Source organism: Ancalomicrobiaceae bacterium S20 (assembly GCA_040269895.1).
Lineage (GTDB): Bacteria > Pseudomonadota > Alphaproteobacteria > Rhizobiales > Ancalomicrobiaceae > Methyloraptor > Methyloraptor flagellatus.
Map to the genome: position 1 here is coordinate 2,823,389 of CP158568.1, position 14,496 is coordinate 2,837,884.

Annotated in this window: 13 protein-coding genes, 1 tRNA gene and 1 pseudogene; 5 read left to right on the top strand and 10 right to left on the bottom strand. The window is 68.6% G+C overall.

Features of this window, described 5'->3' with window-relative positions:
* Nucleotides 1-2 precede the first annotated feature (2 nt).
* The 5 genes from ABS361_12820 to ABS361_12840 form a co-directional block, all read right to left on the bottom strand.
* A tRNA-Gln gene (locus tag ABS361_12820) sits at nt 3-76 on the bottom strand.
* A gap of 428 nt (nt 77-504) precedes the next feature.
* Entirely contained in the window at nt 505-1,320 is an 816-nt protein-coding gene (gene phnX / locus ABS361_12825; GenBank protein ID XBY42990.1) for a phosphonoacetaldehyde hydrolase, read from the bottom strand.
* A complete protein-coding gene (locus tag ABS361_12830) occupies nt 1,317-2,441 on the bottom strand; it encodes a TIGR03364 family FAD-dependent oxidoreductase (protein ID XBY42991.1) in 1,125 nt (374 codons plus the stop codon). The genes phnX and ABS361_12830 overlap by 4 nt, the downstream gene beginning before the upstream one ends.
* Nucleotides 2,442-2,604: 163 nt before the next feature.
* On the bottom strand, nt 2,605-3,363 hold the full coding sequence (locus ABS361_12835; protein XBY42992.1) for an SDR family NAD(P)-dependent oxidoreductase: 759 nt from the start codon (nt 3,361-3,363) through the stop codon (nt 2,605-2,607).
* Between the two features lie 639 nt (nt 3,364-4,002).
* On the bottom strand, nt 4,003-4,425 hold the full coding sequence (locus ABS361_12840; protein XBY42993.1) for a MucR family transcriptional regulator: 423 nt from the start codon (nt 4,423-4,425) through the stop codon (nt 4,003-4,005).
* A gap of 513 nt (nt 4,426-4,938) precedes the next feature.
* On the opposite strand from ABS361_12840, the gene ABS361_12845 reads away from it, so the two are divergent.
* On the top strand, nt 4,939-7,041 hold the full coding sequence (locus ABS361_12845) for a S9 family peptidase (protein XBY42994.1): 2,103 nt from the start codon (nt 4,939-4,941) through the stop codon (nt 7,039-7,041).
* A gap of 64 nt (nt 7,042-7,105) precedes the next feature.
* On the opposite strand, the gene ABS361_12850 is transcribed toward ABS361_12845, so the two are convergent.
* Together ABS361_12850 and ABS361_12855 are read right to left on the bottom strand one after the other, a co-directional pair.
* A complete protein-coding gene (locus ABS361_12850; protein ID XBY46894.1) occupies nt 7,106-7,198 on the bottom strand; it encodes an SDR family oxidoreductase in 93 nt (30 codons plus the stop codon).
* Between the two features lie 140 nt (nt 7,199-7,338).
* Nucleotides 7,339-7,863 (bottom strand): annotated as a pseudogene (locus ABS361_12855) (SDR family NAD(P)-dependent oxidoreductase).
* Nucleotides 7,864-7,949: 86 nt separating this feature from the next.
* Here ABS361_12855 and ABS361_12860 point away from each other — a divergent pair.
* Nucleotides 7,950-8,303, top strand: coding sequence for a helix-turn-helix domain-containing protein (locus ABS361_12860; GenBank protein ID XBY42995.1), 354 nt, complete (start codon nt 7,950-7,952; stop codon nt 8,301-8,303).
* Nucleotides 8,304-8,351: 48 nt separating this feature from the next.
* Here the strand turns inward: ABS361_12860 and ABS361_12865 are convergent, their stop codons facing one another.
* Nucleotides 8,352-8,948, bottom strand: coding sequence for a response regulator (locus ABS361_12865; GenBank protein XBY42996.1), 597 nt, complete (start codon nt 8,946-8,948; stop codon nt 8,352-8,354).
* Nucleotides 8,949-9,189: 241 nt separating this feature from the next.
* Nucleotides 9,190-9,789: a superoxide dismutase gene (locus ABS361_12870; GenBank protein XBY42997.1), complete on the bottom strand. Its 600-nt coding sequence runs from the start codon at nt 9,787-9,789 to the stop codon at nt 9,190-9,192.
* A 389-nt stretch (nt 9,790-10,178) separates the two neighbouring features.
* Here ABS361_12870 and ABS361_12875 point away from each other — a divergent pair, with 389 nt between their 5' ends.
* From ABS361_12875 to ABS361_12885, 3 genes are all read left to right on the top strand, one after another.
* Complete coding sequence (locus ABS361_12875) at nt 10,179-10,982, top strand: hypothetical protein (GenBank protein XBY42998.1); 804 nt, start codon at nt 10,179-10,181, stop codon at nt 10,980-10,982.
* 90 nt (nt 10,983-11,072) lie between these two features.
* Complete coding sequence (locus tag ABS361_12880) at nt 11,073-11,735, top strand: haloacid dehalogenase type II (GenBank protein XBY42999.1); 663 nt, start codon at nt 11,073-11,075, stop codon at nt 11,733-11,735.
* Between the two features lie 169 nt (nt 11,736-11,904).
* The gene (locus ABS361_12885) at nt 11,905-12,933 is read left to right on the top strand and encodes a CorA family divalent cation transporter (GenBank protein ID XBY43000.1); all 1,029 of its coding nucleotides are present in this window, start codon (nt 11,905-11,907) and stop codon (nt 12,931-12,933) included.
* 72 nt (nt 12,934-13,005) lie between these two features.
* On the opposite strand, the gene ABS361_12890 is transcribed toward ABS361_12885, so the two are convergent.
* On the bottom strand, nt 13,006-14,397 hold the full coding sequence (locus ABS361_12890; GenBank protein ID XBY43001.1) for a M20/M25/M40 family metallo-hydrolase: 1,392 nt from the start codon (nt 14,395-14,397) through the stop codon (nt 13,006-13,008).
* Nucleotides 14,398-14,496 lie beyond the last annotated feature (99 nt).

Below are 14,496 nucleotides of genomic sequence, written 5' to 3' on the forward strand. Positions count from 1 at the left end.
TCTGGCTGGGGGACCTGGATTCGAACCAAGACTAACGGAGTCAGAGTCCGCTGTTCTACCGTTAAACTATCCCCCAGCGGGATGCCCGTCGGTTCGGGCGTTCGGGGCGATCCGGGCGGATCGTCGCCACGCTCGCGGGTCCATGGTCGAAGACGGATCCGGAGGCCGGCCGAGGCCGGATTGGCCGGGAAGTCGGCGGCGGCCCGTCATCGAACCGTCGTGTCTTCCGCGAACGCTGTCCATCTAGCCGATCGAGTCCGGGGATTCAAGGCCGCGGCGCGCGAAATCCGCATCTGGGGAAAAGTCTTCGCCGATCCGGCATTTCGCGGCGAGGCAACTCGGGACGCCGCTGCCCGCCGAGACCTGTCGCCCCGGCGCGACGGGATCGCGCGCAAGGCCGTCGCACAGGGGATCGCCGCGCCGCTGCGCGTGGCCCGCACGGCGGCGCGCCGCGGTCCGGGCGCTCCATTCCCTTCGAGATGGCGCTTCGGCGCTCTGGCTCCGTCAGGGCCTTTCGCCGCGCAGCAGGCGGCCTTCGATGTCGTCGAGGACCGGCAGCAGGTCAGCGACACTGTCGATCACGACGTGCGCACCGGCGCGCCTCAGCGTCGCGTAGGCTGCGGCTCGGCGGGCGGCGAAGTCCTGCGGCGACAAGGCGGCGACCTCGTCGCGCGACAGGCCCATGGCGTTGCCGGAGACCGCGACGCCGACCGTCCAGGTGCCGGCGGCGAGACCTTCGGCGATGCCGGGCTCGGTGTCGTCGACCTTGACCACCCCATGCGCCGGGAACACGCCGAGATCGAGGAAGGTGCGGTACATCATCAAGGGCGTCGGCCGCCCGGCCGCGAGGTCGCCGGCGCAGACGAGATTGTCCGGCGCGTAGCCGGCCGCGGCCGCGATCGGCAGCAGCGGCGCCATGATCTCGCGCGTATAGCCGGTGGTCGAGCCGATCTTCAGGCCGCGGGCGCGGATCGCCGCGACCGTCTCGACGGCGCCGGGGATCATGTCGGCATAATCGGTGACGACGCGGGCATTGAGCGGCACGAACACCGCATAGATCGCATCGACGTCGGCCCTGGTCGGCGCGGTGCCGCGGGCGGCGGTCCAGCGCGCGGCGATCGCGGGAGCGTTGAGGAGCGCGTGGATATGGTCCCACTTCGGCAGGCCCATCGGCCCGCGCGCCTCGTCGATCGTGATCGCGACGCCGAATTCGGCGAACACCTTCACGAAGGCGCCCATCGGCGCGCGCGAGCCGTGGTCGACGATCGTGCCGGCCCAGTCGAACACGACGGCCTTCAACGCGCTGGGGCTCTCGGTCATGGGAACAGGTCTCCGATGGTTTCCTCGCCGATGGCGAAGGCGGTCGAGGCGCCGGTGCCGCTGGTCACCATGGCGATGCGGACCTTGGCCGAGGGGGTGTCGACGAACATCAGCCGGTCGGCGGCGGAGGCATAGATGCCGGTCCAGCGCTCGGACACCGCCGCCTGGGGCAGATCGAGTACCGCACGGAACTCGTCGAGGATCAGGTCGTCGACCGCCTCGGGGGCGAACGGGTCCGGCGTCGTGCCGTAGTGGTGGCTGTCGCCGACGACCAGCGAGCCGTCGGCCGACTGCACGACGATCAGGTGCACGCCGTTGTCGAGATGCGGGCCCTGCTCGGCGACGAGCCGCGTCTTCAGCGCCGCCGCCTCGGGCAGCGCGGCGTAGCCGAGATAGCGCACGAGGCCGAGATCGGACATGACGGCCGCGCCGAGTTGAAGGTCGCGACCCGGCTTCAGGCGCATCATGTGCAGCTTGCACTTCGTCACGCCATAGGCGGCAATGCGCTCCGGGAACAGGGTCAGGAAATCGTCGCCTGGACACACCACCGCGGCCTCGGCGCGGATCGTGCCCGACGAGGTCTCGATCGCCGGCGGCTCGACCGCGCGCACCACGGTGTCGCGCAGGAAGGTCACGCCATGCGCCTCGGCGAGATGGCGCGCGAGCTTCGGGATCGCATCGCGGCTCTCGACCCGGATCTCGTGGCTCGAATGGAGCGCGCCGACCAGGCCGTCGGCCTTCAACGCCGGCACGATGCCGAGCGCCTCGGCCGGGGTCGCGAGCCGGCAGCCCTCGCCCATCTCGGTCGCGATGAAGGCCTCGAGCACGGTCATGGCCTCGGGGCGCCGGGCGGCGACCACCAGGCCGCGATGTTCGACGCGGATACCGGCCTTGGGGGCGATCTCGGCCCAGACGTCGCGCGAGCGCATGGCGCGGCGCCAGCAGTCGCCGCGCTCCTGACCGGTCACGGTGACGAAGCCGAAGTTGCGGATCGAGGCCCCGTTGGCCTGGGCGTCGCGGTCGATCACGATCACCTTCAGGCCCTTGCGTGCCGCGGCGAGCGCGTGGGCGAGGCCGACGATGCCGGCGCCGACCACGGCGAGATCATAGGAGGTCGTCACGGATTACATCCCCTTGCGGCCGGCGCGCCCTCCCCGGCCCATCCACGCTGGTCCATCCCTGATGGCGCAACCCCGTCCGGGCCGCGCGCGGTCCCCGGCGTCCGCTTAACCTGCCGGCCGACGTCGCGACAGCCCAATGAAAAGGCGATCGCCCGTTCGGCGGTCAGACGCCTTCGCGGTGCACCGCGAAGGGCTGCCAGGACTGGCTGACCGGCATCATCTCGACCGCGTTGACGTTCATGTGCGGCGGCAAGTTGGCGATCCACCACAGCGTCTCGGCGATGTCCTCCGGCTGCAGCGGATTGGCGCCCTTGTAGAGCCGGTCGTAGGCGGCCTGATCGCCGCCGGTGCGCACGAGCGTGAACTCGCTCTCGCACATGCCCGGCTCGACCGAGGTCACGCGCACGCCGGTGCCGGCGAGGTCGGAGCGCAGGCCGAGGCTGAATTGGCGGACGAAGGCCTTGGTGCCGCCGTAGACGTTGCCGCCCGGATAAGGGTAGGTCGCGGCGACCGAGGCGAGATTGATGATCGCACCACGGCTCGCGATCAGCGTCTTCAGGAGCTTGTGGGTGATCGTCGCAAGGCCGGTGACGTTGGTGTCGATCATCTGGCGCCACTGGGCGAGGTCGCAGTTCTGCGCCGGCGCGGTGCCGAGCGCCAGGCCGGCGTTGTTGATCAGGCAGTCGACACCGGCGAAAGCCGGCGGCAGCGCGGCGATGGCCGCATCCATGCCGGCCTCGTCGCGCATGTCGAAGGCGGCGACGTGCACCTTGTCCGGACCGCCGAGTTCGGCCTGAAGATCGGCGAGGCGTTCGGCACGACGCGCGGTCACGATCGCGCGCCAGCCGCCTTGGACGAAGCGGCGCGCGGTGGCGGCGCCGAAACCGGCCGAGGCGCCGGTGATCAGGACGGTCTTCGACATCGGGAACTCCAGGGGTTTTCGACGAGCTTTGCCGGATGTGGCGGAACGGAGGGGCGGCGCGGGCGGAGCCGGGCACGTCTTCCTGATTAGGCCGAAACGCCGCCGCGAGCCAGTCCCGACATGGGGAGAAGACCTTACGAAATGCAGCCCCAGGCAACCCGCCCCGCTGCGGCTGGCGGCGGGAAGTGACGAGCGGTCATCATCCCACCGAACCGGCGCGGGATCGGCGATCCCGCGCGTCCGGAGCAGTCGCGAAGACGGGCCGGCACCCGAAGCGAGGTCGTGCCGTCAACGAGATCCTGCGTGATCCGACCCACCGTCGCCCCGCGCATCCACCATCCGCCCGATGGTCCGGGCAGCGACAGGGGGGACGGGCTCCCTTCCGCACTCCGAGCTTCTCACACTTCCAACAGACAGGGGGGGCGAGACGACTCCGCATGGGCACTCGCACTTCCGTTTGGGAATGCAAGCCGTGACGGCCATCTAGACGCGCAGTGGCGCTCCAATGCGGTCGGCTGCTGGCGCAGGCCGATCTTTCGACTTGGCGGGCTGTCCCGCGTGGGGACCTCCAGACATGCGAAGGCCGCGGATCGGGATCCGATCCGCGGCCGAAATCAAAATGCCTCTCGTCAGACGAGATCAGCGGCCGCCGCGACGACGCTGCTGGCCGAGGCCCATCTTCTTGGCGAGATCCGAGCGCGCCTGAGCATAGTTCGGGGCGACCATCGGATAGTCCGCCGGCAGACCCCACTTCTCGCGGTACTCTTCCGGGGTCATGTTGTACTGGGTGCGCAGGTGGCGCTTCAGCGACTTGAACTTCTTGCCGTCCTCGAGGCAGACGATGTAGTCCGGCGTCACCGACTTCTTGACCGGCACGGCAGGCTTCAGCGGCTCCGGCTGCGGCTCCGGCGTCACGCCCGAGGAGGTCCGCTGCAGCGCCGCATAGACGTCCGCGATCAGGCTCGGCAGATCACCAGACGAAACCGTGTTGTTGGCGACATAGGCGGACACGATGTCGGCAGCAAGGTCGATGAGATTGGAGCTGACGGAAGAGTCGGTCATTTTTCACCTGTTTTGCGCGGGGATCACGGCCGCGCTGTCCTTATGTGGCTGAACGATTGTAGCCGAGACCGGCCCGCACGCGTCCTCGCATAACTCGATCAACCGCCGAGCCGGCAATTGAATCGCTCGCCCTCACGGTCTCGACTTCGTATAAGCACATGCGCCGAGAAAAACAAGATATCCATCGCGACGCATCGACGAATTATGATGAAATCCGTATGGATCAACCACAGTCGCGTAAGATTGCGCCAACCGCATGGCTGGATCACAAAGCATTCGAGGTTTCCACCGCTAGGGCGTGTCGCACGAAACTCCAGCGCCCGCGCGTGGTTTCAGGGCGCTCCGCCTGCCTGTCCGAGGGCGGATTTCCGCGGTTCCAGCAACACTGAGACACGCGGTCGCGGCGCCTGCCCGCGCAAGGCCGGGCTGGACCCGCGGCAGCGGCGTGTTACATGACCCGGATGGCCGGTGTGTTTCGCCGCCGACCGATATCTTTCCTCAGAGGACTACGCGATGCCCTTCGACATTCCGGCCGGGATCGAGCCGCCGGTCGCCGCCCGCCGCCCGGTCGAGACCACCGTTCACGGCACGACGGTCGTCGACGACTATGGCTGGCTGCGCGCGGACAACTGGCAGGTGGTGATGCGCGATCCCGCCGTGCTGCCGGCGGAGATCCGCACCCATCTCGAGGCCGAGAACGCCTATACGGCCACGCTCCTGGTATCGACCGAGGCGCTGCAGGCGAAGCTGTTCGACGAAATGAAGGGGCGCATCAAGCAGGACGACAGTTCGGTGCCCACGCCCGACGGGCCGTTCGCCTATGCCAGCCGCTACGTCGAGGGCGGCCAGCATCCGCTGATCGTGCGCACGCCGCGCGAGGGCGGCGCCGAAGAGATCCTGCTCGACGGCAACGCGCTCGCGAGCGGCAAGGCCTATTTCCGGCTCGCCGGCTCGGCGCATGCGACCGACCACCGCCATCTCGCCTGGACCGCGGACGAGAAGGGCTCGGAATATTTCACGCTGCGCATTCGCGACCTGTCGACCGGCACCGACCTCGCCGAGGAGATTCCCGAGACCAGCGGCGGCGCGGTCTGGGCCAACGACGGCAAGACGCTGTTCTATGTCTGGGTCGACGACAACCACCGGCCCCGGCGCGTCTACCGGCACGTGATCGGCACGGCGCCGGCCGACGACGCGGTCGTCTACGAGGAGCAGGATCCGGGCTTCTTCGTGAACCTGTCGAAGACGCAGTCCGGCCGCTTCATCGTGATCGGCCTCGGCGATCACGAGACCTCCGAGAGTTGGATCATCGACGCGGACCGGCCGGACAGCGCGCCGCGCCTGATCGCGCCGCGGATCGAGGCGGAGAAGTACGACGTCGACCATGCCGAGGGCGTCTTCTACATCGAGACCAACCAGGGCGGCGCCGAGGACTTCAAGATCGTCACGGCGCCCGAGGATGCGCCCGGCCGCGAGAACTGGCGCGACCTCGTGCCGCATGTCGAGGGTCGGCTGCTGCTCGGCCTGACCGCCTACAAGCACCACCTCGTGCGGCTGGAACGCGTCGACGGCCTGCCGCGGATCGTGATCCGCCGGCTCGACACCGGAGCCGAGCACGCGATCGCCTTTGCCGAAGAGGCCTATTCGCTCGGCCTCTCGGGCGTCTACGAGTACGACACGACGACGATCCGGTTCAGCTACTCGTCGATGACGACGCCGTCGCGGGTGTTCGACTACGACATGGAGAGCCGCGAGCGCACGCTGCGCAAGGAGCAGGAGGTGCCGAGCGGCCACGATCCGGCGGCCTACGTCACCCGCCGCATCCAGGCGCCGGCCGCCGACGGCGAGACGGTGCCGGTCACCCTGCTCTATCGCAAGGACCTGGCGCTCGACGGCAGCGCGCCGACGCTGCTCTACGGCTACGGCTCCTACGGCATCACGATCCCGGCGAGCTTCTCGATCTCGGCGCTGTCGCTGGTCGACCGCGGCTTCGTCTATGCGATCGCGCATATCCGCGGCGGCAAGGACAAGGGTTTTCGCTGGTACAAGCTCGGCCGTCGCGAGCACAAGGAGAACACGTTCGACGATTTCGTCGCCGCCGCCGATGCACTGATCGCGGAGGGCTATACCGCCAAGGGCCGGATCGTCGCGCAGGGTGGCTCGGCCGGCGGCATGCTGATGGGCGCGATCGCCAATCGCGCGCCGGACCGCTTCGCCGGCATCATCGCCGAGGTGCCGTTCGTCGACGTGCTCAACACGATGCTCGATGCGACGCTGCCGCTGACGCCGCCGGAATGGCCCGAATGGGGCAACCCGATCGAGGACGAGGCGGCGTTCCGCACCATCCTCGGCTATTCGCCCTACGAGAACGTCGCCGCGCAGGACTATCCGCCGATCCTCGCGGTCGCGGGCCTGACCGATCCGCGCGTCACCTACTGGGAGCCGGCGAAGTGGGTCGCGCGGCTCAGGGCGACCAAGACCGGCACCGCGCCGGTCCTGCTCAAGACCAACATGGAAGCCGGCCACGGCGGCGCGTCGGGCCGGTTCGACCGGTTGAAGGAGGTCGCGACCTCCTATGCCTTCGCGCTGCTCACGACCGGCAAGGCCGAAGGCTGACGAGCACAACGTCCGGGACAAGGCCCGGAGGCGTCAGGGGGGCGCCTCCGGGCTCCGCTCGGGCTCAGACCTGCGTGAGGCCGCCGTCCACCGAGAGTTCGACGCCGTTGATGTAGCCGGCCGCGCTCGATGCCAGGAACAGGGCGGCTTCGGCGATCTCGCTCGGCTCGGCGACACGACCGGCCGGCGCATCGACCGCGACTTTCGCCTCGAAGCCGGCGACGGCGGTAGCGTCGAGTTCAGGCCTTTGGCCATGATCGGCGTACGCGTGACGCCGGGGCTCAGCGTGTTGACGCGGATCTTACGCGCCTTGAGGTCGTTGGCGAGGCTGCGCGCGAAAGAGCGGACCGCAGCCTTCGAGGCGTTGTAGACGCTGAGGTCGGCCATGCCCTTGTTGCTGACGACCGAGCCGGTGAGCACCACGGCACCGCCGTCCTTCAGCACCGGCAGCAGCGACTGAACCGTGAAGTAGACGCCCTTCACGTTGATATCGAAGGTGCGGTCGAAGAACGCCTCGTCGGTCTCCTCGAACTTGTTGAATTCCGCGATGCCGGCATTGGCGAACAGCACGTCGAGCCGATCGCCGTTCGCCTCGATCGCCGCCTTGAGCGACTGGCGGCCCGCGGCTGTACCGACGTCCGCGATGACCGGAACCGCCCGGTTGCCGAGCTTGTTGGCAGCCTCGTTCAACGTCCCCGCCGTACGTCCGGTGACGTACACCCGGCTCGCCCCCTCGGCGATGAAGGCCTCGGCGGCCGAATAGCCGATGCCGGTCGAACCGCCGGTCACGGCCACGATCTGATCCTGGAAGCGCATGAGCATGATCCTTTGCTCGGTAATTCCATATTACCGTATTTCGAAAATACCGAACTATTGGAGCATGTCAACGACCGTGCTAGGGTTTCGCCATGTCCGGCTACCTGCACCCCTCCAGAGACGACATCACCCTGACCGCCGTGCTCGCCGCCTTCGGCGACCCGGTGCGGATGGAGATCGTCCGCACCCTCGCCGCCGCGGAGGCGGGCCTGAACTGCTCGGCGACCGTGCCGCTCACGGCCGTGCCGCGTTCGACGCTGTCGCACCATTTCCGCGTACTGCGCGAGGCGGGCGTGATCCTAATGGTCAAGAAGGGCGTGGAGAACATCAACACGCTGCGGCGCGCCGATCTCGAGGCGCGGTTTCCCGGCCTGCTCGATCAGGTGCTGCGCAATGCCTGCGCCGAGGCGGCGCGCGCATGCGCCGCCGATGCGATCGCGTCCTGAACGCCCCTGAGAACACCAACGGACTTGCGATCACGAGATTGCGCCGGCTCAATCCAGAAAGGTCATGTCGGCTTCCGGCGTCTTCAGCGGCACGTTGAAGCCCGGCAGCGCCGGCCGCGCCGTGTCCGCCCGGCGACCGCCGCCATTGTCGCCGCGTGCCCCGCGGCCGACCCGTTCCAGCCGGCGCGGCCCGAGCACGAGGTCCGGACCGACATAACCGTTCGCACGCTCCACATAGCGCGACGGCCGGTCGAGCAGGCGCAGCGCCCGATCGTGCAGCGTGCGCGGGCTGATCGGCTTGCTCAGTACGTCGTCAGCGCCGGCATTGACGGCGGCCTGAACGACGGCCCGGCTGGTATGCCCCGAGACCACCACGATCGGCATCATGCGATTGCGCACGGTCGGGTCGACGCGCACCGCGCCGATCCAGCGCACGCCGTCGAAGGCGGGCATCGAGATGTCGATGAAGACGAGATCGATGTGGTTCTGCGCGACATAGGCCTTGGCCGCGACGGGATCGCCGAACACCTCGACGGAGCGAAAGCCCAGATGGCGCAGGATCGTGCGCATCAGGTTCTGGAAATTGCGGTTGTCGTCGATGACGATCAACCGGCGCTCGGCATGGTGCGCGACGCTGTCGACCATGGTCCCCGCAGCCGTCCTTTGCCCGCGGCGTTGCGGACCGGACCGGCTTGCCCCTCTCGTTATCCTTGAACGCCCGTTCAGCGGCGTCAGAGGCAAGCTGCGACGACAACCACTAATATTTCATTTCGCTGCGACACGTAACCCTCACACGAGTCCCACCGCTGTCAGGGACGCCAAACGGAAACGGCCGGGCGCAGGGCCCGGCCGTCAAAACTGCAAAGCTCACCGCAGACGCGATCGATCAGACCGCCGCCTCGTAGAGCTCCAGGACGTAGTCCCAGTTCACCAGGCTGTCGACGAAGGCCTCGAGGTACTTCGGGCGCAGGTTACGGTAGTCGATGTAGTAGGAGTGCTCCCACACGTCGACGCCGAGCAGCGGCGTGGCCCCGTGCACCAGCGGGTTCTCGCCATTCGGGGTCTTGGTGATGACGAGCTTGCCGTCCTTGAGCGCGAGCCACGCCCAGCCCGAGCCGAACTGGGTGACGCCGGCCTGGATGAAGTCGGCGCGGAACTTGTCGTAGCCGCCGAGATCGCTGTCGATCGCCGCCTGCAGCTTGCCCGGCAGGTTCTTGCCGCCGCCGTCCTTCTTCATCCACTTCCAGAAGTGGATGTGGTTGTAGTGCTGGCCGGCATTGTTGAAGAGGCCGGCATTCTTGCCGTAGCTCTCCTTGACGATCTCTTCGAGCGACTTGCCCTCGAGGCCGCTGTCCTTCAGCAGGTTGTTGCCGTTGTTGACATAGGCCAGGTGATGCTTGTCGTGATGATACTCGAGCGTCTCCGCGGACATGTACGGGCCAAGAGCGTCATAGGCGTAGGGGAGCGGGGGAAGTTCGAAAGCCATGACAAATTCTCCATCGTTGCCCACGGACGCGAACGCCCGCGCCGACCCCGGGCGGCTCCGGTCGGCCAAACTGGCAGGTGGAACATAAGCAACAGTCCGGAGATCGGCAACGCCGGGTCGCGGCAATTTCCGCGGTGACGAAAGGGGATGGCCGCATGGCTCGGATGCGCGGACCGACCGGTGCCGCCCGAGGCCGCGCGGATCGCCAAGGCCTCGAGGTCGGCGGCGCGCACTGGACATCCGTTCATCGGCGTGATCTTGAAGTCTCAGGTTTTTCCGACAGATCGCCCCTTTGACGGAGGGTTCGCGCCCACCGATCCGGACGGCGGCCCGGCGGCGGACGAGGCATGGTCGACGAAGACAGTTCAAACGGGTCGCGCGACGCACGGATGCCGCCTGAACGGACGCCGCCCGAGGGGACGCCGCCTGAAGGGGTGGTCGCCGGCCGCGCCCGTCTCGCCCGTCTGGCGGCGACGGCCGCCATCGCGGCCGTGGTGGCGCTCGGCGCACTCGCCGCCGTGATGGTCGCCAAGCGCGCGCCGGCACCGGCACCGGCCACCCCGACCGCCAACCGGCCGCCGGAACGGCTGCTCAGCGTCGCCCAGCAGACGGCGCGCAACCGGCTCAGTCAGTTCAAGGATCCCCGTCTCGACATTCTGGAGCCACCCGAGACCGCGGTCGGCGGCTTCGCGGCGCCGTTTCCGATCGCTCCGCCCTACGAGGCCCAGGAGTCGACCGTCCTCGATGCGATGAACCGGCGCATCCGGCTCACCTGGGTCGGGGGCGTGCGACGCAGCGCGATCTGCCTCAGCGCCGAAGGGCTGCGCTTCGCCTGCGGCCTGCAATCGCGCGCGTCTCTGCAGAATATGGTGCGCGGCAGGCGCGGGGTGTGCTGGCCGGTGTTCTGGCCGACGGCCTCCGAAGACGAGATCTACGCCGACTGTTTCGTCGAGGGCCGAAACCTCGCGCTGGAGCAGGTGCGTGCGGGCTTCGCCTTCCCGATCGCGACCGTCGACGACAAGGACCTCACCGCCGCCTTCGCGGCCGCGCAGGCGGCCGGCGCCGGGGTCTGGAATGGCGGCTACAAGGTCGTCGGCGGCTCGCCGGACAGCGATGTCCTGCCGCCGATCGATCTGAAGGGGCCGAGCGGCCCGCCGGCGGACCCGCGGCCGCGCCCGCCGCCGGACGAATAGCCGCTGGCCGCGTGATCGCGCGTGCGCGCTTTCCCCCTTTCCACCCGCCGCGCGGTCCCCCATTCTCCCGGCACTTCGAGGAGCCCTCCGATGTCCCACGCGATCTATGTCTTCGACGCCTATGGCACTCTCTTCGACGTCCATGCGGCCGTGCGCCGGCATGCCGCGTCGATCGGACCGGACGCCCAGCTCCTCTCCGAGCTCTGGCGCGCCAAGCAGCTCGAATATTCCTGGATGCTGACGCTGATGGGCCGCTACCGCGACTTCTGGGCGCTGACCGAGGACGCGCTCGACTTCGCGATGGCCCGCGTGCCGGCGGCCGACCGTGCATTGCGGCCGGCGCTGCTCGATGCCTATTGGAGCTGCGACGCCTATCCGGAGGTGCCCGAACTGCTGAAGCAGCTCAAGATGCGCGGCGCCAAGCTCGCGATTCTCTCGAACGGCAGCCCGAAGATGCTGGCCGCCGCCTGCGCCTCCGGCGGCATCGCCGACATGTTCGAGGCGGTCATCTCGGTCGACCGGGTCAAGGCCTACAAGCCGGACCCGCGCGTCTACGACCTCGTGACCACCGAGTTCCGCGTGTTCCCCGAGGCGGTGTCGTTCCAGTCCTCCAACCGCTGGGACGCGGCCGGCGCCACGGCCTTCGGTTTCCGCACCGTCTGGATCAACCGCAACCGCCTGCCGGAGGAATACAACGACATTCGCCCGGCCGCCGTGCTGCCGAGCCTCGACGGATTACTGACGCTCGCCTGACCAATTGCTGACCGACGGCCTCGGCCATCCGCGGTCATCTCGACGGAGCACCCCCGACGACTGGCGCCGCGCCTTGGAAAACGGCCAGATGACGGGACCATGTCTTCCAACCGGCACAAATCTCCGGCATGGTCCGCGCCAAACACCGCAATGCGAGAAGTGAAGGTCCATGGCCGACTTGCGCAGTCCTGCCGAAGCTCCCGTCACGGTGCGTCCGGGCGACGCCGTCCCCGGCCTCGTCTGGGCTTATGCCTTCGACGATGAGGGCCACGGCCGTGCCGTCTCGGGCGCCGACGCGCTGAAGGCGATCGAGGCGCGCGAGGGCTGGGTCTGGCTGCATCTCGACCTCGCCAACCAGCGCGGCAAGGAGTGGGTCGAGGATCGCGCGCCGATCCCGGAATCGGCGCGCACCATGATGGTCGACCAGGACCAGCACCTGATGCTGGTCGCCGACGACGCGGCGCTGATGGGTGTGTTCGCCGACTTCCGCCGCGACTTCGACCAGGGCACCAAAGAGATCTCGCGCATGCGCTTCGTGCTCTATCGGCGCGTGCTGCTGACCGGGCGCCGGCAGGCGCTGACCTCGGTCGACGAGGTCCGGCGCACGATCCTGCAGGGCCACGCTTTTGAGACCGGCGAGGCGCTGCTCGAGCGCATCTTCGACAATTTCGCCGACGCGGTCGGCGCGATGACGCGCGAACTCGCCGACACGCTGGAAGTCATCGAGGATCGCGTCGTCGAGGATCGCGTCGACCCCGACAGCGTCAAGCTCGGACCGATCCGGCGCACCGCGCTCCGGCTCAACCGGCAGGTCGGCGCGCTGCGCATCCACTTCCACGCTTTCGTGGAAAACCAGGAACGCGATCTGCCCGACGACGTCTTCGCCATGGCCGAGCGCGTGTCGCTGCGCCTGACCAGCCTCGGCCGCGACGTCGAGGCGATCCAGGAGCGTGCGCGCATCCTGCAGGAGGAGTTCGCGGTCAAGGTGGCGACCGACGCCAACCAGCAGCTCTATACGCTGTCGATCCTGACCGCGCTGTTCCTGCCCGCGACGCTGGTCACGGGTCTTTTCGGCATGAACACCAAGGGCCTGCCGTTCGACGCCCACGAGGACGGCTTCTGGTATGCCGTCATGGTGTGCGCCTTCGGCAGCATGCTCGTCTACCTGATCCTGAAGCGGCTCGGCGTGACCAAGTAGGCCCGAGGCGTCGGACGAGCCATGTAGGGGAAGGGACACGGGCTTGCCGTGCCCTCCCCCTGAGGCTTCCGCTCAGCCCTGCGCCAGCGCATCGAGGATGCGCGCCCACGAGCGGATGCCGCCGTGGAAGCTCGTGAGGTCGTATTTCTCGTTCGGCGAATGGATGCGGTCGTCGTCGAGGCCGAAGCCGACCAGCGCGGTGTCCATGCCGAGCATGGTCTTGAACCGGCCGACCACCGGGATCGAGCCGCCGCCGCCGATCAGCACCGCCGGCACGCCCCATTCCGCCGTCAGCGCCGCCTTGGCGGTCGCGAGCCACGGGCTGTCGAAGGGCAGCGCCAGACCCGGGCTGCCGCCGTGCGGATGAAACGAGGCCTTGGCGTCCTTCGGCAGCCGCGCCTCGACGAAGGCGCGGAAGCTCGCGCGGATCTTGGCCGGATCCTGATCGCCGACGAGCCGGAACGACACTTTCACGGTCGCCTTGGCGGGCAGCACGGTCTTGAAGCCCTCGCCGGTGTAGCCGCCGGTGATGCCGTTGAATTCGCAGGTCGGCCGCGCCCAGAGCTGTTCCAGCACCGAGCGCCCCTGCTCGCCCGCGGGCGTCGACAGGCCGTAGGGCTTGAGGAACGCATCGGCGGTCAGGCCGAGGCCGTCCCAGCTCGCCTTGACCTCGGCCGGCAGTTCGGAAACGCCGTCATAGAAGCCCGGCAGCGTGACGCGGCCGGTCTCGTCGTGGAGCTCGGCCAGGATCTTCGCCAGCACCCGGATCGGGTTCAGCGCCGGACCGCCGAACAGGCCGGAGTGCAGGTCGCGGTCGGCGGCGGTGATCGTCACCTCCTCGCCGACCAGACCGCGCAGCGTCGCGGTGATCGCCGGGGTCTTCGCGTCCCACATGTTGGTGTCGCAGACGAGCGCGACGTCGTGCGACAGCTCGGCCTTGTTCTCCAGGAGGAAGGCATCGAGCGACGGCGAGCCGGATTCCTCCTCGCCCTCGAGCAGGACCGTCACCCGGCACGGCAGGCCGCCGGTCTCGGCGACGAAGGCGCGCGCCGCCTCGACGAAGGTCAAGAGCTGACCCTTGTCGTCGGCCGTGCCGCGGCCGACGATCTGCTTCGCCCCATCGGCGCGGGTCTCGATGCGCGGCTCGAAGGGGTCGGTCGCCCAGAGTTCGATCGGGTCGACCGGCTGGACGTCGTAGTGGCCGTAGAACAGCACGTGCGGCGCCTCGCGCGCCACTTTCCCGCGCCAATGCGCAACCACCATCGGGTGGCCGGCGGTCTGCCGGACGCTCGCCTCGAAGCCGATGCCGGCCAGTTCCGCCGCACACCACTCCGCGCCGCGCCGGACCTCCTCGGCGAAGGCCGGATCGGTCGAGATCGACTTGATCCGGACCAGATCGAACAGACGGCCGAGGCTCGCGTCGAGCCCGGCGTCGATGCGGGAGAGAACGGCTTCGATGGACATCGGGATCTCCGAGACGGGGAGCGGGGGCAGAGGACAAGGGGACGCGGGCGCTGCCGGCGTCGAATGGGAGGCTGTTATAGGTCAGGTGTCGCGCGCCTC